General features: G+C 66.3%; 18 protein-coding genes. 11 read left to right on the top strand and 7 right to left on the bottom strand.

Annotation, left to right across the window (positions count from 1 at the left end; translation table 11 throughout):
- Positions 1-38: 38 nt before the first annotated feature.
- The 3 genes from GN331_RS04605 to GN331_RS04595 all read right to left on the bottom strand — a co-directional run bounded on the left by GN331_RS04605 (position 39) and on the right by GN331_RS04595 (position 3,648).
- Positions 39-821 (bottom strand): TSCPD domain-containing protein, encoded by a 783-nt coding sequence (locus GN331_RS04605; protein ID WP_156640670.1) that lies wholly within the window; start codon positions 819-821, stop codon positions 39-41.
- A gap of 61 nt (positions 822-882) precedes the next feature.
- On the bottom strand, positions 883-1,413 hold the full coding sequence (locus GN331_RS04600; RefSeq protein ID WP_156640669.1) for a histidine biosynthesis protein HisIE: 531 nt from the start codon (positions 1,411-1,413) through the stop codon (positions 883-885).
- Between the two features lie 81 nt (positions 1,414-1,494).
- Positions 1,495-3,648 (bottom strand): adenosylcobalamin-dependent ribonucleoside-diphosphate reductase, encoded by a 2,154-nt coding sequence (locus GN331_RS04595; RefSeq protein WP_156640668.1) that lies wholly within the window; start codon positions 3,646-3,648, stop codon positions 1,495-1,497.
- A 507-nt stretch (positions 3,649-4,155) separates the two neighbouring features.
- On the opposite strand from GN331_RS04595, the gene GN331_RS04590 reads away from it, so the two are divergent.
- The 7 genes from GN331_RS04590 to GN331_RS04560 all read left to right on the top strand — a co-directional run bounded on the left by GN331_RS04590 (position 4,156) and on the right by GN331_RS04560 (position 10,169).
- On the top strand, positions 4,156-5,589 hold the full coding sequence (locus GN331_RS04590; protein ID WP_156640667.1) for a Do family serine endopeptidase: 1,434 nt from the start codon (positions 4,156-4,158) through the stop codon (positions 5,587-5,589).
- 28 nt (positions 5,590-5,617) lie between these two features.
- Positions 5,618-5,992: a hypothetical protein gene (locus tag GN331_RS04585; RefSeq protein ID WP_156640666.1), complete on the top strand. Its 375-nt coding sequence runs from the start codon at positions 5,618-5,620 to the stop codon at positions 5,990-5,992.
- A gap of 9 nt (positions 5,993-6,001) precedes the next feature.
- The gene (locus tag GN331_RS04580) at positions 6,002-6,559 is read left to right on the top strand and encodes a phage holin family protein (protein WP_156640665.1); all 558 of its coding nucleotides are present in this window, start codon (positions 6,002-6,004) and stop codon (positions 6,557-6,559) included.
- 61 nt (positions 6,560-6,620) lie between these two features.
- Complete coding sequence (locus GN331_RS04575) at positions 6,621-6,956, top strand: hypothetical protein (protein ID WP_156640664.1); 336 nt, start codon at positions 6,621-6,623, stop codon at positions 6,954-6,956.
- Positions 6,953-8,044, top strand: coding sequence for an AI-2E family transporter (locus tag GN331_RS04570; RefSeq protein ID WP_156640663.1), 1,092 nt, complete (start codon positions 6,953-6,955; stop codon positions 8,042-8,044). The genes GN331_RS04575 and GN331_RS04570 overlap by 4 nt, the downstream gene beginning before the upstream one ends.
- A 35-nt stretch (positions 8,045-8,079) precedes the next feature.
- The gene (locus GN331_RS04565) at positions 8,080-8,802 is read left to right on the top strand and encodes an HAD family hydrolase (RefSeq protein ID WP_331713368.1); all 723 of its coding nucleotides are present in this window, start codon (positions 8,080-8,082) and stop codon (positions 8,800-8,802) included.
- The gene (locus GN331_RS04560) at positions 8,799-10,169 is read left to right on the top strand and encodes a leucyl aminopeptidase family protein (protein ID WP_156640662.1); all 1,371 of its coding nucleotides are present in this window, start codon (positions 8,799-8,801) and stop codon (positions 10,167-10,169) included. The genes GN331_RS04565 and GN331_RS04560 overlap by 4 nt, the downstream gene beginning before the upstream one ends.
- A gap of 115 nt (positions 10,170-10,284) precedes the next feature.
- Here GN331_RS04560 and GN331_RS04555 read toward each other — a convergent pair whose 3' ends face one another.
- Genes GN331_RS04555 through GN331_RS04540 form a run of 4 tightly spaced genes read right to left on the bottom strand, consistent with a single transcriptional unit; the run spans position 10,285 to position 13,769 of the window.
- Complete coding sequence (locus GN331_RS04555) at positions 10,285-10,887, bottom strand: response regulator transcription factor (protein ID WP_156640661.1); 603 nt, start codon at positions 10,885-10,887, stop codon at positions 10,285-10,287.
- The gene (locus GN331_RS04550; RefSeq protein WP_156640660.1) at positions 10,884-12,056 is read right to left on the bottom strand and encodes a sensor histidine kinase; all 1,173 of its coding nucleotides are present in this window, start codon (positions 12,054-12,056) and stop codon (positions 10,884-10,886) included. Before GN331_RS04550 ends, GN331_RS04555 begins: the two co-directional genes overlap by 4 nt.
- Positions 12,057-12,066: 10 nt before the next feature.
- Positions 12,067-12,855, bottom strand: coding sequence for an ABC transporter permease (locus GN331_RS04545; protein WP_156640659.1), 789 nt, complete (start codon positions 12,853-12,855; stop codon positions 12,067-12,069).
- Positions 12,855-13,769: an ABC transporter ATP-binding protein gene (locus GN331_RS04540; protein WP_156640658.1), complete on the bottom strand. Its 915-nt coding sequence runs from the start codon at positions 13,767-13,769 to the stop codon at positions 12,855-12,857. The genes GN331_RS04545 and GN331_RS04540 overlap by 1 nt, the downstream gene beginning before the upstream one ends.
- Before the next feature lie 193 nt (positions 13,770-13,962).
- On the opposite strand from GN331_RS04540, the gene GN331_RS04535 reads away from it, so the two are divergent.
- Genes GN331_RS04535 through GN331_RS04520 form a run of 4 tightly spaced genes read left to right on the top strand, consistent with a single transcriptional unit; the run spans position 13,963 to position 18,424 of the window.
- Positions 13,963-15,213, top strand: a complete 1,251-nt coding sequence (locus tag GN331_RS04535; RefSeq protein ID WP_156640657.1) for an efflux RND transporter periplasmic adaptor subunit — start codon at positions 13,963-13,965, stop codon at positions 15,211-15,213.
- A 32-nt stretch (positions 15,214-15,245) separates the two neighbouring features.
- Positions 15,246-15,935, top strand: a complete 690-nt coding sequence (locus GN331_RS04530) for an ABC transporter ATP-binding protein (protein ID WP_156640656.1) — start codon at positions 15,246-15,248, stop codon at positions 15,933-15,935.
- A gap of 16 nt (positions 15,936-15,951) precedes the next feature.
- Positions 15,952-17,112, top strand: a complete 1,161-nt coding sequence (locus GN331_RS04525; RefSeq protein WP_156640655.1) for an ABC transporter permease — start codon at positions 15,952-15,954, stop codon at positions 17,110-17,112.
- Between the two features lie 10 nt (positions 17,113-17,122).
- The gene (locus tag GN331_RS04520; RefSeq protein ID WP_156640654.1) at positions 17,123-18,424 is read left to right on the top strand and encodes an ABC transporter permease; all 1,302 of its coding nucleotides are present in this window, start codon (positions 17,123-17,125) and stop codon (positions 18,422-18,424) included.
- Positions 18,425-18,547 lie beyond the last annotated feature (123 nt).

Genomic DNA, 18,547 nt, shown 5'->3' with positions numbered 1-18,547 from the left:
TTAATCCGTTCCGCACCTGGGGCGCGATAGCGTTTTCCTCACCCGCACTTGCTATAGCCGCAGTTGAGACAAGTCGCACACCCATCCATGATCACCACAGCCTTCGCACTGCACTTGTGGCACATCGTCGCGCTAGGCGGAAAGCTCGCGCCATCGCCCGTCACTTCGATCACTTCTTCGGTGCGTGCGTCGCTACCCGTCGCAAGCCCCAGGCTCACTTCATTGTTTTTTTTTGAGCCGCGGTTCTCGTAAGCCGCGCGCTTTTCCGCGATGAGGGCGCGCTGCGCCGGGCTCATCTCGGGGTCGTGGATCAGGCCGATCGACTTCATGTGGTCTTCGACGATCGCGCCGAGTTCGGCCACCAGGGACGGCATGTACACGCCGCCGGCCTTGAAGTAGCCACCGCGCGGGTCGAACACCGCTTTCATTTCTTCCACCAGGAACGTCACGTCGCCGCCCTTGCGGAACACGGCCGACATGATGCGCGTGAGCGCGACGATCCACTGGAAGTGCTCCATCGACTTGGAGTTGATGAAGATCTCGAAGGGGCGGCGCAGTTCGTGTTCGGTGCCGGCGTTGAGCACGATGTCGTTGAGCGTCACGTACATGGCGTGTTCGACCAGCGGCGACTTTATCTTGTAGGTGCTGCCGATCAGCACTTCCGGGCGCTCGATGCGCTCGTGCATCTGGATCACGTCGGCCGTCGGGAGCTGCGCTTCCACCGCGGCGCGGGCGACGGCTTCGGCTTTCGCCTCGCGTGCCTTGTCGTCGGCGGTGATGACGGCGTAGCCCTTGATCTTCTTGTCGATTTTGACGGCCATGTGCGTTCTCTAAAATTGATTCGAAAAAGTCCCCTCCCGCAATCGGGAGGGGACGTGTCGCTTACGCGCTCTTGCGCGCCGTCTTGCGGGCGGTCTTGCGAGCGCCGGTCTTCTTGGCGGCGGTCTTGCGGGCGGGCGCCTTGCGTGCGGTCTTCTTCACCGCGCGCTTGGTCGCCGTCTTCTTGGCGGCGACCTTGCGGCCGACCTTCTTCGCCGCCTTCTTGACCGTGCGCTTGGTCGCGGCAACCTTCCGCCCGACCTTCTTCGCGGCCTTCTTGACCGTGCGCTTGGTCGTCGCCTTCTTGGCGGCCGTCTTGCGCGTGGTCTTCTTCGCGACGCGCTTCTTGGCGGCCTTCTTGCCGGCCACCTTGCGCTTGAGCGTCGCCGCTTCCTTCTTCGCCGCGGCGCTGGCCGCGGTGAGCTTCTTCTTCGCCTTGGTCACGGCCTTCTTCGCGGACTTGGCCGCGTTGGATGCCGTCTTCTTCGCGCCCGACACCGCCTTGCCCGCGCGCTTGGCGACGGACTTCGCGGTCTCGACCACCGTATCGGCGGCGTTGGAAAGGGTCGCCGTGACCCCGTTGCCGTTGCTCATTGGTGCTCCTCGTTGGCCAGGTTTGTGGAACAACGCGATCCTATACCCGTCACGTGCGTGAACAAGTAGTCGAGACGTTCCTCAAAACTTCCCGTAGTAGCCTTCCTTCAGCGCGTCGAACAGGTTGGCGGCGGTGTGCATCTCGCCGTCGTACTCGATCTGCTCGTTGCCCTTGACCTCCAGGACCGAGCCGTCTTCCAGCTCGAAACGGTAGGTCGTGTTCTCCAGGTCCGCTTCCTTGACCAGCACGCCCTGGAAGGCGGCGGGGTTGAAGCGGAACGTGGTGCAGCCCTTCAAGCCCTGCTCGTGGGCGTAGCGGTAGATGTCCTTGAAGTCTTCGTACGGGTAGTCCGTGGGGACGTTGGCCGTCTTGGAGATCGAGGAGTCGACCCACTTCTGGGCGGCGGCCTGCACGTCGACGTGTTCCTTCGGCGAGATGTCGTCGGCCGAGATGAAGTAGTCAGGCAGCTTGGCGCCGGCTTCGTCCGAGAAGGGCATGGCCTTGGCGTTCACGAGTTCGCGGTAGGCCAGCAGCTCGAAGGAGTAGACGTCCACCTTCTCCTTGGTCTTCTTGCCTTCGCGGATCACGTTGCGGCTGTAGTGGTGCGCGAACGACGGCTCGATGCCGTTGGAGGCGTTGTTGGCCAGCGACAGCGAGATCGTGCCGGTCGGGGCGATCGACGAATGGTGCGTGAAGCGCGCGCCGACTTCGGCGAGTTCCTCGACCAGCTCCGGCGCCACTTCGGCCACGCGCTGCATGTAGCGCGAGTACTTGGCGTGCAGCACCTTGCCTTCGATTTCCTGGCCGATCTTCCAACCATCGACCACCATTTCCGGGCGCTTGCGCAGCATCTCGGCGGTGACGGGGAAGCGCTCTTCCATGATCGGCGCGGCGCCCTTTTCCTTCGCGAGGGTCAGGCCCATTTCCCAGCCGGCCACCGCCATGTCGCGGGCGATGCGGTCGGTGAACTCGCACGACTCCTTCGAGCCGTACTTCATGCGCAGCATCGTCATCGTGCTGCCCAGGCCCAGAAAGCCCATGCCGTGGCGGCGCTTGCGCATGATCTCGTCGCGCTGCTGCTGGAGCGGCAGGCCGTTCACTTCGACCACGTTGTCGAGCATGCGAGTGAACACGCGCACCACTTCCTTGTATTCCTCCCAGTCGAACTGCGCCTGGTCGGTGAAGGGGTTGCGCACGAACTTGGTGAGGTTGACCGAGCCCAGCAGGCACGCGCCGTAGGCCGGCAGCGGCTGCTCGCCGCAGGGGTTGGTCGCGCGGATGTTCTCGCACCACCAGTTGTTGTTCATCTCGTTGACGCGGTCGATCAGGATGAAGCCCGGCTCGGCGTAGTCGTACGTCGAGACCATGATCATGTCCCACAGGTGCCGCGCGCGGATGTGGCCGTAGATGCGGCAAGCCACCAGGCCGTCGTCGCGCACGATGTAGTTCTTGTGCGTCGGCCAGTCGCGCCAGACGACCGTGCCGGCGTCGTCCAGGTCGATGTCGGCCTGTTCCTTGATGTTGATCGGGAACACGAGCGGCCAGTCGCTGTCGTCGGCCACCGCTTCCATGAAGCCGTCGGTGATCAGCAGCGAGAGGTTGAACTGGCGCAGGCGGCCGTCTTCGCGCTTGGCGCGGATGAAGTCCTTCACGTCGGGGTGCGAGACGTCGAAGGTGCCCATCTGCGCGCCGCGGCGGCCACCGGCCGAGGAGACGGTGAAACACATCTTGTCGTAGATATCCATGAAGGACATCGGGCCCGACGTGTACGCACCGGCGCCGGCGACGAACGCGCCGCGCGGGCGCAGCGTCGAGAATTCGTAGCCGATGCCGCAGCCGGCCTTCAGCGTCAGGCCCGCTTCGTGGACCTTCTCCAGGATGCCGTCCATCGAGTCTTCGATCGTGCCCGAGACGGTGCAGTTGATCGTCGAGGTCGCCGGCTTGTGTTCCAGCGCGCCCGCGTTGGACGTGATGCGGCCGGCGGGAATCGCCCCGCGGCGCAGCGCCCACACGAAACGCTCGTGCCAGTACTTCTGCTTCTCCGGCGCGCCTTCGGCTTCGGCGAGTGCCTTGGCCACGCGCTGGTAGGTGCCGTCGATGTCGGCATCGATCGCCTCGCCCGACTTCGTCTTCAGGCGGTACTTCTTGTCCCAGATGTCCGCCGACGCCGGCTGCATCGGGATCTCTTGCGCTGCGTCGTCCATCTTCACCGCCTCGAGGCGCACCGTGCTCATGCTGCTCCTTCTCCTCGTCGTGGCCGGGTCGTGCCCGGTTCTCATCGTTTTGTTCCGCTGGGCATCGGGTGCGTCGGGTTCCACGGAAGCAAGCCGGAAACGCCAACTGCGGGCGCATCCCTCGCCACCTTCGAACGCTCGTTTTCCCCTGACGTAACCGGGATTCCGGTCACGTTATCGCCTGTGTCCCCGGACAGTACGCGAATATTCGTGGAACACAACATTCAGGTCCGTCCTGCGCTACCACCACTACATGTTGTGGCAACGGAAGGCGAAACTACGCCCCGGTCACGAGCTGTGTCAACGGGCTGGCGAAAATATTTGTGCGCATTTGGATGCACGGCACGGAGGCGCAGAAACGCGGTCGACGCATGCATCCGGCCAGCGAACTTCCAATCCGCTGCACACTCTCAAATGAATACGCCCTCGTTCAGCGTCGACTTGATTCGATGGCGGCCTGCCGCGATTTCACATCGCTGACTCACTTGCCCCTTGGACAATGAACTCATGCGCCACGCTCCCCTCAAGACGCTCGCCGCGTTGACGGTCGCCGCCGGTTTCGGCGGATTCGCCGCGACCGCGATGCGCGACGGCCTCCAGACGCCCGCACTGGCCGAGCCGGCACCCGCCGTGCCGATGGCCGCGGGCGCGCTCCCGGCGGCCGTCAACGGGCAACCCATGCCGTCCCTGGCGCCGATGCTGGAGAAGGTCACGCCGGCGGTGGTCAGCGTGCACACCAAGCAGAAGGTGCGCATCCGCAATCCGTTCGCCGACGATCCGATGTTCCGCCGCCTGTTCCCGCAGGTGCCGCAGGAGCGGATCAACCAGTCGCTGGGCTCGGGCGTGATCGTCGATGCCGCCAAGGGCCTGGTGCTGACCAACCACCACGTGATCGAAGGCGCGGACGAGGTGTCGGTGACGTTGTCGGACGGGCGTACGTTCCCGGCGACGTTCGTCGGCTCCGATCCGGATACCGATGTCGCGCTGATGAAGATCCAGGCCGACAAGCTCACGGCCCTGCCGCTCGCCAATTCCGACCAGATGCGCGTCGGCGATTTCGTCGTCGCGGTCGGCAATCCCTTCGGCTTCAGCCAGACGGTGACCTCGGGCATCGTCTCGGCGGTCGGCCGCAGCGGTTTGCCGGGGCTGGGCTTCCAGAACTTCATCCAGACCGATGCGTCGATCAACCCGGGCAACTCGGGCGGTGCGTTGGTGAACCTGCGCGGCGAACTGGTCGGCATCAACACCGCCACGTTCAATCCGCAGGGCAGCCGCGCGGGCGACATCGGGCTGGGCTTCGCGATTCCCGCCAACCTCGCCGGCAACGTGATGCGCCAGCTCGCGAGCACGGGCGAAGTGCGGCGCGGCACGCTGGGCCTGGAGACGCAGACGGTCGACGACCAGCTCGCCAGGGGCCTGGGGCTCGACACGCCGCGCGGCGCGGTGGTCACGCGCGTGTTCCCGAACTCCGCCGCGTCCGCCGCCGGCGTGCGCGTGGGCGACGTCGTGCTGTCGGCCAACGGCCAGCGCATGGACACGCGCGAGGCGCTGCACAACTTCGAAGGCCTGCAGGCCGTCGGCAGCGAGGTCACGCTCGACGTGCGCCGCGACAAGGCGCCGCTCAGCCTCAAGGCCACGCTGCGCGAACAACCGCGCGCCTACGATGGCAGCGTGCTCGATGCGCGCCTGACCGGCGCCACCTTCGCCGACCTGCCCGAGCGCCTGCGCCAGGCGGGCCTGGACGGCGTGCTGGTCAGTGCGGTCGCACCGCGTAGCCGCGCGGCGCAGAATGGCTTGCAGAAGGACGACGTCGTGCTCGCCGCCACCAGCGGCGAGTTCAGCGATCTTGGCGGCTTCCGCGCCAGTTTCTCGCAATCCCCGCAGCGCCTGGTGCTGCGTGTATTGCGCGGGAATGCGCGCGGCGACCTGGCCATGCAGTAATCCCCCCACGAGGTGTAAGGAGAACGCGATGTCCCCGGACAACAACGGTCGTGCGACTGAAAATGTGAAAGCCGATCTCGGCGAAGCGGGCCAGCACTTCAAGGGCGCCGCGGTCGCCGCGGGCGATGCGATCAAGGGTGCCGCCACCGCCGCGGGCGACGAGATGCGCCTGGGCAAGGCGCAGATGAAGGCCGAACTCGCCGACGGCACGCTCTCCTCCATCTCCGCCGCCGAAAACCTCGGTGCGGCCTCGCGCGAACAGGTCGACGCGATCATGGACAAGGGCCGCGACCTGATCGACAGCGCCGCCGAGCTGATCCGCGAGCGCCCGCTCGCTTCCTTCGGCGTTGCATTCGCCGCGGGTTGGATCATCGCCAAGCTCGGTCGCAGCGGCGACAAGTAAGCGATCGCGATGGGGAGCGAAGGCAACGGGGATGGAACGGACGACGGTACGCAAAAGCGTGCCGACGCCCCCGGCATCGCCGATGCGCTGAAGGAACTCGGCGACACCGGCAAGGCCACGTGGGCCGCGGGCCGCGAAGCCGCCACCGCCTTCCGCATCCTCATCACCGCCGACTTCGCGCTCGCGCGCAGCGCCGCCGGGCGCACGCTGGCGCTGACCGCGGTCGCGATCATCTTCGGCGCGTCGGCGTGGTTGTTGTTGATGGCCGCGTTGATCGCGTGGCTGTCGCTCAACGTCGGTTGGGCGTGGGGCATCTCGTTGCTGGTCTGCGGTTCGGCCAGTCTCCTGCTCACGCTCGGCGCCGGTTGGTTGGCGCTGCACTACTTCGAACACACGCGCATGAAAGCCACGCGCCGCCAGCTCGCACGCATGGGCATCGGCGAGTTGGGCGACTTCATGCCGGACGTGGATTCGGCCAAGTCCGCGAAGGCGAGTGCCGAGAAAGTGGCCGACGCCACCGAGGGCGGCGTCAAGAAAGGCCTGGGTGTCGACGTCACACCGCCATGAATCACGCGGCCGTCAGCCGGCTGTCCCCCAGCATCGCCACATCCAAACAGCAGAGTCGCGCGTGAACTTCGAATCGCTCCAGCGCAAAGTTCGACAAGCCGAAGTCGCGCTCGAGGCGAAGGAGCGCCAGGCCTCCGCCGATTGGCGCCAAGTCAAATCGACGTGGCTCAAGTCGTGGACGCCGGGACGCATCGTGGTCGCCGGCCTCGCCGCGGGCTTCATGGTCGGCAAGCTCGAACCGGGCAAGAGCGTCGCGAAGGGCAACACGCTGCTGCAGATGCTCACCGCGGTGGCGGGCATGGTCGCGGGCACCGGCGCGCAAGCCGCCGCGGTCAAGGCCGAAGATGCCGCGCAGTCCGCCGAAGAAGTGGCGCAGTCGCCGCCGGTGGATGCATGAGCTACGCATTCGAAACCGACAACAGCGAACCACCGCCGACCCCGCCGCGCCCGCGTTCGTCCAACGCGGCGATCGTGCTCGCGGTCCTGGCGGTCGCCTACACGCTGTACATGGCGCAGGACCTGCTGCTGCCGGTGCTGCTCGCCGCGTTCTTCGCGCTGGTGGGCAATCCGATCATCCGCCTGCTGCGCAAGTTGTGGATCCCGCGCTTCATCGGCGCCATCCTCGTGCTCGGGCTCGGCATGTTCGCCACCTATACGCTGGCGCGCGAACTGGTGACGCCGGGCGCCGAGTGGATCCGCGAAGTGCCGAAGGAAATGCGCAGCCTCGCGCCCAAACTGCGTTCGCTGACCAAGCCGGTGACGGAGGCCAATCGCGCCGCCGAAAACATCGCGCGCGCGGCGGGCGGCGAAACGGGCACGAAGGTCCAGGTCGTCAAAACCGAGGTCAACGATCCCTATCGCGTGCTGACCTCGACGCCGCGTCGCGTCGCATCCTTCCTCGCGGTCGTGTTGCTGACGTTCTTCTTCATGGTCTACGGCGGCGATTTGCAACGCAACGCGATCGCGTTGCTGCCATCGCGACAACAGAAGAAACTCACCGTCGAAATCCTGCACGCGATCGAGATCGAAATCTCGCGCTACGTGCTGACCATCAGCATCATCAACGTGATCGTCGGCCTGGTGTTCGCGGGGCTGCTGTACGCGCTGCTCGACGTGCCCGCCGACGAAGCGCTGCTGTGGGGCACGATGGCGGGCCTGCTGAATTTCGCGCCCTATGTCGGCCCGCTGATCGGCATCTGCGTGATGCTGGTGATGGGCTTCGTCAGCTACGGCGAAACGCTCCAGTCGCTGGGGCCGGCGGCGCTGTATCTGGGCCTGCATACGCTGGAAGGGCAGATCGTCACGCCGATCGTGCTGGGCCGCCGCATGGCGCTCTCGCCGCTGGTGCTGATCCTGTCGCTGATGGTCTTCGGCTGGCTGTGGGGGATCATCGGCCTGCTGCTGGCGGTGCCGCTGCTGGTGTGCGTGAAGCTGGTGCTGGCGAAGATCGACGGCCTGGACGGGTGGGCGAAGCTGTTGGAGTGACGGCAGCGACCGGGCGCGGCCCTTAGAATGGCGGGGTGACCCTCCGCATCCGCGCCATCACCCTCGACCTCGACGACACGCTGTGGCCGTTCGCGCCCATCGGCGCGCGCGTGGACCACGTGCAGCACGATTGGCTGCGAGCCAACTGCCCGCGGACGGCCGAACGCTTCCCGGTCGACGAGATGCGCCGCCTGCGCGATGTCATCAACGCCGAACATCCGCACCTGGCCCACGACTTCAGCACGCTGCGCAAGCTCACGCTGGCGCGGGCGATGGAACTGGCGGGCGACGACCCGGCGCACGTCGGGCCGGCGTTCGAAGCCTTCTTCGCCGAACGCAATCGCGTGGAGTGCTACCCCGATGCGGTCGCCGCGCTCGAGCGCATCGCCGCGCGCGTGCCCGTCGCCGCGGTGACCAACGGCAATGCGGACCTGGCGCGCATCGGCCTGAGACACCACTTCGCATTCCAACTCGGCGCCAGCCAGCACGGCGCGCCGAAGCCGGATCCGTCGATCTATCGCGCCGCGTGCGAACGTTTGGGCGAAGCCCCGCAGCACGTGCTGCACGTGGGCGACGACATCGAACTCGACGTCGTCGGCGCCGCGCGCGCCGGCCTGCGCACGTGCTGGATCCATCGCGACGACCTGCATCCCGAACCGCACTGGCCGCACGCGCACGTGCGTCCCGATCTCGCCTTTCCCACTCTCGATGCGTTGGCCGACTGGCTGGACGCGCACCTCCAGGACGACGTCGCATGACCGATTCGCACGGATTCGCGCCGCAAGGGACGACCGGTTTGCCGCTGTATTGCGTCGAACGCACCGGCTTCGACGCATGGCGGCAGTTGCAGGTGTCCGAACTGGGAAGCTGGGTCGACGCGCATGCGTTCACCGCCGTTTCGGGCAGCGTGTTGCTGCTGCCGGGCAATGGCGGCATCGCGGGCGCGGTGCTCGGCATCGGCGATCCGCTGGATCCGTTCTCCTATGCGCACGCGCCGTTCGCGTTGCCGCCGGGGGATTGGGCGCTGGCGACGGAACTCGACGAGGGCGCGCTCAACGCGCTGCACCTGGGCTGGGGCCTGGGCGCGTACAAGTTCACGCGCTACAAGGTGCCGCTGCGTGCGCCGGCGCGCCTGGTCGCCGGATCGATCGATGCCGAAACGCTCGAGGTCATGGCCGCCTGTACGCGCGTGCGCGACCTGGTCAACACGCCCGCCGAAGACATGGGCCCGGATCAACTCGAACAGGCCTGCTGCGAACTCGCCGAAGCGCACGGTGCGCGCATCGAAGTGGTCAGCGGCGAAGATCTGCTCGGCCAGAACTATCCGGCGATCTACGCCGTCGGCCGCGCATCGCATCGCGCGCCGCGCCTGATTACCGTGCATTGGGGCGATGCCGATGCGCCGAAGCTGACGCTCGTCGGCAAGGGCGTGTGCTTCGACACCGGCGGCCTGGACATCAAGGCCGCCGACGGCATGCGCAACATGAAGAAAGACATGGGCGGCGCCGCGCATGCGATCGCGCTCGCGGGCCTGGTCATGGCGCGCAAGTTGCCGGTGCGGCTGACGTTGTTGGTCGCGGCGGTCGAAAACGCGATCGGGCCGATGAGCTATCGCCCCGGCGACGTGGTGAACACGCGGCTCGGCGTGTCGGTCGAAATCGACAACACCGATGCCGAAGGGCGCGTGGTGTTGTGCGATGCGCTCGCGCGCGGCGCGGAAGACAAGCCGGCGTTGCTGGTGGACTTCGCGACGCTGACCGGCGCTGCACGCATCGCGCTGGGCCCCGATTTGCCGGCGCTGTATTCGAACGACGAATCGGTCGCCGCCGATTGGCTCGAAGCCTCCGGCGAGCAACGCGACCCGGTGTGGCGCATGCCGCTGTGGCGGCCGTATCTGCGTTACTTGGTCAGCAATGTCGCGGACATCGCGAATGGCGGGCCCTCGCGCATGGCGGGCAGCATCACCGCGGCCTTGTACCTGGAGCGCTTCGTGCCGACGACGCAGCCGTGGGCGCACCTGGACGTGTATTCGTGGAACGACACGGATCGGCCGGGCAAGCCCGCGGGTGGTGAAGCGCAGGGATTGCGTGCGGCGTGGGCGATGTTGAAGCAGCGCTTCGCGTAGCCGTTTACCCCCGTTCCAGGGGGGTCGATTCGCGAAGCGAATCGGGGGGGTCGAAGATCGCTGCGTCCCCAAGCAACCCCACCCCAGCCCTCCCCTGCTTTCGCAGGGGAGGGAGCTAGAGCCAGCCCTTCTGCCGCGCGAGGCGATACGCCTCGATGCGATTTCCGACGCCCAACTTCCCGATCGCTTCGGAAAGATAATTGCGCACGGTGCCGCTCGACAGATTCAACTGCGCCGCGATTTCCGATGCCGACATCCCATCACCGGCAAGTCGCAACACCTGGCGTTCGCGATCGTTGAGTGGATCGGCATCGGTCCACGCATCGATCGCCAGTTGCGGATCGATTGCGCGCCCGCCGCGATGCACTTTGCGCAGCGCTTCGGCGAGATCTTCGGCCGGCGCGTCCTTCAACAGATAACCCGACACACCTGCATCCAGCGCGCGCCGCAGGAACCCCGCGCGGCCGAAGGTCGTGACGATCACGACTTTCATCGGCAACTCGTGACGCTGGATGCGTTGTGCAAGCTCGAGGCCAGACATTCCAGGCATCTCGATATCGGTGACGAGCACATCGGGTTTCAGGCGCTGCACTTCGCGCCATGCGATTTCGCCATCGGCCGCGGTGCCGACGACTTCCAGGTCGCTTTCCAGCGAGAGCAGCGCCGACAACGCGCCGCGCACGAGCGCTTGGTCTTCGGCCAACAGGATGCGAATCATGCCGGCAACCCGACGCGCACGAGGACCTTGGTCCCGCGGTTCTTCGTCGACTCGATGCTCAGCGTGCCGCCCATGCAGCGCACGCGATCGCGCATGCCGGCCAGGCCGTTTCCATCATCCACGACCCCACCGCGCCCGTTGTCCTCCACGCACATGTGGACGCTGCGCACGTCGGTGTCGAACGCGATGCGCGCGGTCGTCGCCTGCGCATGGCGTGCGATGTTGGTCGCCGCTTCGCGCAGGACGAGCGACAGGCCGCGCTCGACATCCGGCGGCAACACTTCGGGTGGTGCGTCGTACTCCAGATGCACGTTCGACGATTCCAGCAGCAGGCGCGCGGATGCAAGTTCGGCGGCGAGATCGGCGGAGCGAATGCCTGTCACCGCGCTGCGCACTTCGGCCAGCGCGTGGCGCGCGACGCGTTCGGCTTCTTCCAGTTCGCGGCGCGATCCGGGCGGGTCGCGTTCGCTGAGCTTGCGCGCGAGTTCGAGTTTCAGCGTGATCAGCGAAAGCGTGTGGCCGAGCAGATCGTGCAAATCGCGTCCGATGCGTTCGCGCTCGGCGGTGGCGGCGAGACGGCGCACTTCGTCGTGCGAGAGCTTCAGCGCGATGTCCTTGTCCGCACTCGCGCGTTCGACGTTGATGATCAGACCGATGATCAGCGTCATCACCGGCATCCAGACGATCATCTGCCAGGGACGGCCGATTGCCGTCGAGATCCCTGCGTACAGCAGGTTGAGCACGAACCACTGCAGCAGGTAGATCGGGATCGCACGATGCCGCTTGCCCGCGTGCAGCATCACGCAACCGAAGACGAAGTAGCTGATGCCCGAGGGATACCAGGGCAGCAACACGAAACACAGCACCGCCATGCCGTAGGCGTAGCAATCCGACACGCGACGCGAGGACAGCAGCGTCTTCGCATACAACGCGATGAACACCGGGTACGACACCACCGTCAGCGCGACCCACGTCCACGTGTAGCCCCCACCGAACATCGGCGTGACGAACACCCACATCGACCAGAGCAGGTGGACGGCGTCGGTCCACGGCGACTTGCCCTGGCGGATGAGATCGGCGATCGCCGAGTCCGGCGCGGGCGCGAACCCGCAGCGCGCGAGCAGGCGCGCGATGCGGGGCGGGATGGGCGCGGCGGCGGCAGTGTTCATTGCGCGAATGCTAGCCGACCTTGCGCAGGCGCCGCGCCGCGAGCCACAGCACGCCGACGGTGAAGGCGGCCAGGATCGCGATGTGCGGCCAGGGATTGACCTGCACGATGTCGACCGCGTCCAGCGCGAGCGCGTTGAGGTGGAAGCTCGGAAGCGCGGGCGCGATCGACTGCATCGCCTTCGGCAGGCTCGTCACCGGGAACCACAGGCCCGAGAGGAACGCCATCGGCAGGTACAACATGTTGATGACCGCAGGCGCGCCCTGCCCCTTCACCAGCGTGCCGAGCAGCAGGCCCAACGCACAGAACGGCAACACACCCGGCACGTTCGACAAATACAGCGCGGCGATCTGCGCGCCGGTGACCGGCACGTGCGCGACGAACACCGCCAGCAACACCAGCAGCGTCAGCACACCCGCCGCGACACCCATGGCCATGACCATCTTGCCGACCAGATACGCGTACTGCGGCATCGGCATCGCGCGCTTGAGCGTAAGCAGGCCGTTCTCGCGCTCCATCGCCAGCGATACACCGAAACCGAACAGGCCCGGCGCCATCACGCCGAACGTGCCGTACGCGGCGAGCAGGTAACGCCCGGCTTCGCTGCCGGGGCGCGCGAGGAACACGCCGAACATCAGGTAAAACACCGTCGGAAACAACAGCGTGGGCAACATGAATCCCGGGTTGCGCAGGTAGCGCAGGCATTCGGCGCGCATCTCCTGCAGGTAGGCGTTGAACACGCGGGCGCGCGGCATCGGCGCGATGCGCGGGCGTTCGGCGAGGATCGACAGGTCAGTCATCACGCAGCCTCCTTCAAGGCGGCATCGTCGCGGGTGAGTTCGGTGAACGCTTCGGCCAAGCCGGCGGCGCGCACTTCCAGGCCACTGAGTTCGGCATCGAGTGCGAGCAGGCGACGCACGACGCCCTCGGCGTGCTCGGTGCTGATACACAGGCGATCGCCTTCGCGTTCGATCTCCACGACGCCCGGCCAGGCTTGGATGATTTCGATCGGCAGTTGCGTGGCGCAACGCACGCGCTTCATCGACACGCGCGCGCGCAGGGCATCGACGCTGCCCTCGCTGATCACGCGGCCCTTCGCCATCACGCACACGCGGTCGGCGAGCGCTTCGGCTTCTTCGAGGTAATGCGTCGTGAGGACCACGCCGTTGCCTTCGGCGACGAGATGGCGGATCGCGGACCACAGTTTCTGGCGCGCTTCGATGTCCATGCCGACGGTCGGTTCGTCGAGGAACAGCAGCTTCGGTCGGCCGCACAGCGCGAGCGCAAATTGCACGCGACGCTGCTGGCCACCGGACAACTTGCCGTACGGTCGCTTCAACAGATCGGCGACGCCCGCGAGGTCCGCGCTTTCCTGCACACTGCGCGGCGTCGGGTAATAGCTGGCGGCCAGGCGAATGAGTTCGCCCACGCGCAGGGTCGCCGGCAGTTGCGCGTCCTGCAGCATCACGCCGATGTGGCGGCGCGCGGCGATGTCCTGCGGATCCTGGCCGAACAGTTCGACCGTGCCGCTGTCGGCGCGCAGCAATCCCAGGAGGAGGCCAATCGCGGTGGTTTTGCCCGCGCCGTTGGGGCCAAGCAGCGCAAGCAGTTCGCCGCCGCGCAGCGTCAGGTCCACGCCGTCCAGCGCGCGCACCTTGCCGTAGGACTTGCTTGCCTGGTGCAGGCGCGCGAGGGCGGCCTCAAAGCTGGACATGTCGAAGCTCCGGGTGGTTGTGGGCAGGATGCTGCGCCCGCACCGGCCCGCGTCGTAGTCCGGACCTTCATGGAAAGCACATGACAGGCGTCAGGTGCGCCCGGGGTCGGCCTTTCGTACGCTGCGCCCCGTTGAATGGCATCCGCCTGCCCGCTTGGTCACACTAGGCGCCTCCCCCCGTCCAAGGTCCACCATGCCCGCTTCTGCCGACCTGTTGAAGGAATTGCGCATCGACCGCAGCGCACCGCCGCCTGCACGCGACGGGAACAAGCGGTGGGTGTTCATCGCGATCGGCGCGGGCCTGCTCGCCGTCATCCTCGGCGCGTGGGTCGTACTCGGCCGCGACAAGGCGACGGAAGTGGAAACCGCGCAGGTCACGTCCGTCGGCGGCGCGAACGGCAGCGGCGCCGCCACGGTGCTCGATGCGACCGGTTACATCGTCGCGCGTCGCATGGCGACGGTGTCGGCGAAGATCACCGGCAAGGTGCGCGAGATCAAGATCGAAGAAGGTATGCACGTCGAGGCCGGCCAGGTCATGGCGACGCTCGATCCGATCGACGCCGACGCCGAACGCACGCTCATGTCCTCGCAGGTCGGCGCCGCGCAAAGCCAGATCGGCATGGTGCAGGCGCAGCTCAAGGAAGCCGAAGCCAACGTCGTGCGTCTCAACGGATTGGTGACGCAACAGCTCGTCGCGAAATCGCAGTTCGACCAGGCCGTCGCCGAGCGCGATGCCTTGCGGGCGCAGCTGACGACCGCGCAGCGCAATGCGCGCGTGGCGGGCGATCGCCTGCGCATCGCCGACCTGAGCGTCGACAACACCATCGTGCGCGCGCCGTTCGCGGGCATCGTGATCGCCAAGGCCGCGCAGCCGGGCGAAATCGTGTCGCCGCTCTCGGCCGGCGGTGGTTACACGCGCACGGGCATCGGCACGATCGTCGACATGGATTCGCTGGAAGTGGAAGTCGAAGTCGGCGAAGCCTTCATCGGCCGCGTGAAGCCGGGCATGCCCACGCAGACGATGCTCAACGCGTATCCGGATTGGAAGATCCCCGGCAAGGTCATCGCGATCATCCCCGCCGCCGACCGCGGCAAGGCCACGGTGAAGGTGCGCGTGGGCATGGACCAGAAGGACGCGCGCATCGTGCCCGACATGGGCGCGCGCGTGAGCTTCCTGGAAACCGCGCCGCCCAAGGACGCCGCGCCGCGCAAGCCGACGGTGCTCGCGCCGTCGAGCGCGATCGTCGATCGCGGCGGCAACGACGTCGTGTTCGTCGTCGCCGAGGACAAGGTGCAACAGCGCGCGGTCAAACTCGGCCGCACGCTCGGCGATGATCGCGAGATCGTCGATGGCTTGAGCGGCGGCGACACCATCGTGCTCGCGCCGCCCGAATCGCTCGTCGATGGCGGCCGCATCAAGCAGAAGCAATCTCAAGCGCAGTAACTCCCCATCCGCACACACCCCCCGGAGTTCGCATGTCCACCCTCGTCAGCATCCGCAACCTGCACAAGAAGTACCGCCGCGGTCCGGAGACCGTCGACGTCCTGCATGGCCTGAACCTGGATATCGACGAGGGCGATTTCGTCGCGCTGATGGGGCCGTCGGGCTCGGGCAAGACCACGCTGCTGAATCTCATCGGCGGGCTCGACACGCCGTCGGGCGGCGAAATCAAGGTGGGCGATCAGCGCATCGACCAACTCGCCTCCGGGCAGTTGTCGAACTGGCGCAGCAACCACGTCGGCTTCGTCTTCCAGTTCTACAACCTGATGCCGACGCTCACCGCGCAGAAGAATGTCGAACTGCCGCTGTTGCTGACGAAGTTGTCGTCCGCGCAGCGCAAGCGCAACGCAGAGATCGCGCTGGAACTGGTCGGGCTGAAGGATCGCGGCAAGCATCGTCCGTCCGAACTCTCCGGCGGCCAGCAGCAGCGCGTCGCGATCGCACGCGCGATCGTGTCCGACCCCACGCTGCTGATCTGCGACGAACCCACCGGCGACCTGGACCGCGCATCGGCCGAAGAAATCCTCGGCTTGCTGCAGATGCTCAATCGCGATCACAACAAGACGATCGTGATGGTGACGCACGATCCCAAGGCGGCCGAATACGCCACGCACACGCTGCACCTCGACAAGGGCAACCTCGTCGAACAAGCCGTCCACGCTTGATCGCCGGAGGCCAGCGATGAAATATTTCCACCTGATCTGGGCGGCCTTGTTCCGCTCCAAGACACGCACGTTCCTCACCCTGTTCTCGGTGATGACGGCGTTCTTCCTGTTCGGCATGTTGGATTCGGTGCGCGTCGCCTTCAATTCCGGCGGCAGCGTCAGCGGTGCCAACCGCATGATCGCGTCCTCGCGCCTGTCGCTGACGCAGATGCTGCCGTACAGCCTGGATTCGCAGATCCGCTCCATCGACGGGGTGAAGCAATCCTCGTACGCGGCGTGGTTCGGCGGCATCTACCAGAAGCCGGAGAACTTCTTCCCGAACTTCTCGGTGGGCCCGGGTTATCTCGATCTGTATCCCGAGTACGTGCTTCCGGCCGACCAGCGCAAGGCGTGGGAAGCCGATCGCGTCGGCGCGGTCGTGGGCGAATCGCTCGCGAAGAAATTCGGCTGGAAGGTCGGCGACACGATTCCGCTGCAGGCGACGATCTTCCCGACCAAGGGCAGCAACGACTGGACCTTCAAGCTCGACGGCATCTTCCGCGTCGCCGATGAAAAGCGAAAGGGCGAAGAAGCGGTGATGTTGTTCCACTGGAACTACTTCGACGAGTCCAACGATTACGTCAAGGGCCGCGTGGGCTGGTACATCGTGCAACTCGACGATGCGAAGAGCGCCGACCGCGTCTCCAAGGCGATCGACAAACTCTCGGCCAACTCCGATCACGAGACGAAGACGCAAACCGAGGAAGCGTTCAACCAGGCCTTCATCAAGCAGATCGCCGACATCGGCATGATCGTCAGCGGCATCATGGGCGCGGTGTTCTTCACGCTGTTGCTGCTGACCGGCAACACGATGGCGCAGGCGGTGCGCGAACGCATCCCGGAACTCGCGGTGCTCAAGACGATCGGCTTCACCAACCGCAGCGTGCTGATGCTGGTGCTGGGCGAGTCTGTGTTGCTCGTCGCCATCGGTGCGGTGATCGGCCTGGCGCTCGCGCCGCTGGCGATGATCGCGACGACGAAGGGCAGCGGTGGCTTCATCCAGTTGCCGCAGTCGCTGCCGGCCGAAAGCTGGATCACGGGCCTGGTGCTCATGCTGGTGTTCGGCGTGCTGTCCGGTTTGTTGCCGGCGTTGCGCGCGATGCGCCTGAACATCGTCGACGCCCTCGCGGGCCGCTGAGGAGACCCACATGAAAGTCTTTGTGAACCTGCTCCTCCTGCTCCTGCTGGCTGCGGTATTGGGCGCGGCGGCCTTCCTGCCGTATGGCGTCCTCGGACTCGCCGCGCTGGTCGCGATCTGGCTGTTCACCACGCGCAGCGGTGCGCTCGCACGCGCGGCCACGGGAATCGGCATCGCGGGCTTGCCGCAACGCTGGGGCGCGTCGGCCGTGATCGTCGTCGGCATCGCCGGTGTGGTCGGCGTGTTGGTGGCGATGCTCGCGATGGGCGAAGGCTTCAAGGCCACGTTGTCGAACACCGGCGGCACCGACACCGCGATCATCCTGCGCGGTGGTTCGCAGGCGGAAACCAATTCGGTGATCACACGCGACCAGGTGCCGCTGATTTCCGCGCTGGCCGGCATCGCACGCGGCCCCGACAATCGTCCGATCGTATCCCCGGAGCTCTCGCAGGTCGTCAACCTGCAGAGCATGGCCGACGGCACCGACACCAACGTGCAGTTCCGCGGCGTGGGTCCGGATGCATGGGCGATTCGCCCGAAGCTCAAGATCATCGAAGGCCGCAAGTTCAACGGCGGCCTGCGCGAAATGGTCGTCGGGCGCGGTGCGCAGAAACAGTTCCGTGGCCTGGAAGTCGGCAAGCAACTCAATCTCGCCAACCAGATCTGGACGGTCGTGGGCGTGTTCGAATCGGGCGATTCGAACGAATCGGAGTTGTGGGCCGACGCCGACGTGCTGGGCCCGGCGTACCAGCGCCAGGCGTTCCAGTCGGTGACGGTGAAACTCGACGGCAAGGACGGCTTCAAGCAATTGAGCGGCGCGCTCGCCGCCGATCCGCGCCTGAAGCTCGACGTGTCGACGACGCACGACTACTACGCCAAGCAATCGGAGAACCTGACGAAGTTCCTGACCGCGCTCGGCGTCGTGATCGGCACGATCATGGCGGTCGGCGCGATCTTCGGTGCGCTCAACTCCATGTACGCGGCGGTTGCGGGACGTGCACGCGAGATCGCAACGATGCGCGCGATCGGCTTCCGCGGCTTGCCGGTGGTGGTGGCGGTGATGCTGGAGACGATGTTGCTGGCGCTGATCGGCGGCCTGCTCGGCGCGGCGGTCGCGTGGCTGTTGTTCAACGGCCACACGGTGTCGACGTTGGGCAACAACTTCAGCCAGGTCGTCTTCCAGTTCCGCGTCACGCCGGAGTTGTTGTGGACGGGGTTGAAGTGGGCGCTGGGCATCGGCCTGGTCGGCGGCTTGTTCCCGGCGCTGCGTGCGGCGCGCTTGCCGGTGACGGAGGCGTTGCGCGCGGCTTGAGCGCCTACTGATTTCTCTGCAGGCGAACGGGCGGCGAAAGCCGCCCGTTTTCTTTCCTGCGCACGCGACTGCGGGACGCTTCGCGCTGACGAACGCATCGGACCTCTCCAACATTTTTGGCGG

The organism is Noviluteimonas gilva (assembly GCF_009740395.1).
Classification (GTDB): Bacteria; Pseudomonadota; Gammaproteobacteria; order Xanthomonadales; family Xanthomonadaceae; genus Noviluteimonas; species Noviluteimonas gilva.
Note: the sequence above shows the minus strand (reverse complement) of the source record. Positions and strands in the feature narration are given on the sequence as shown.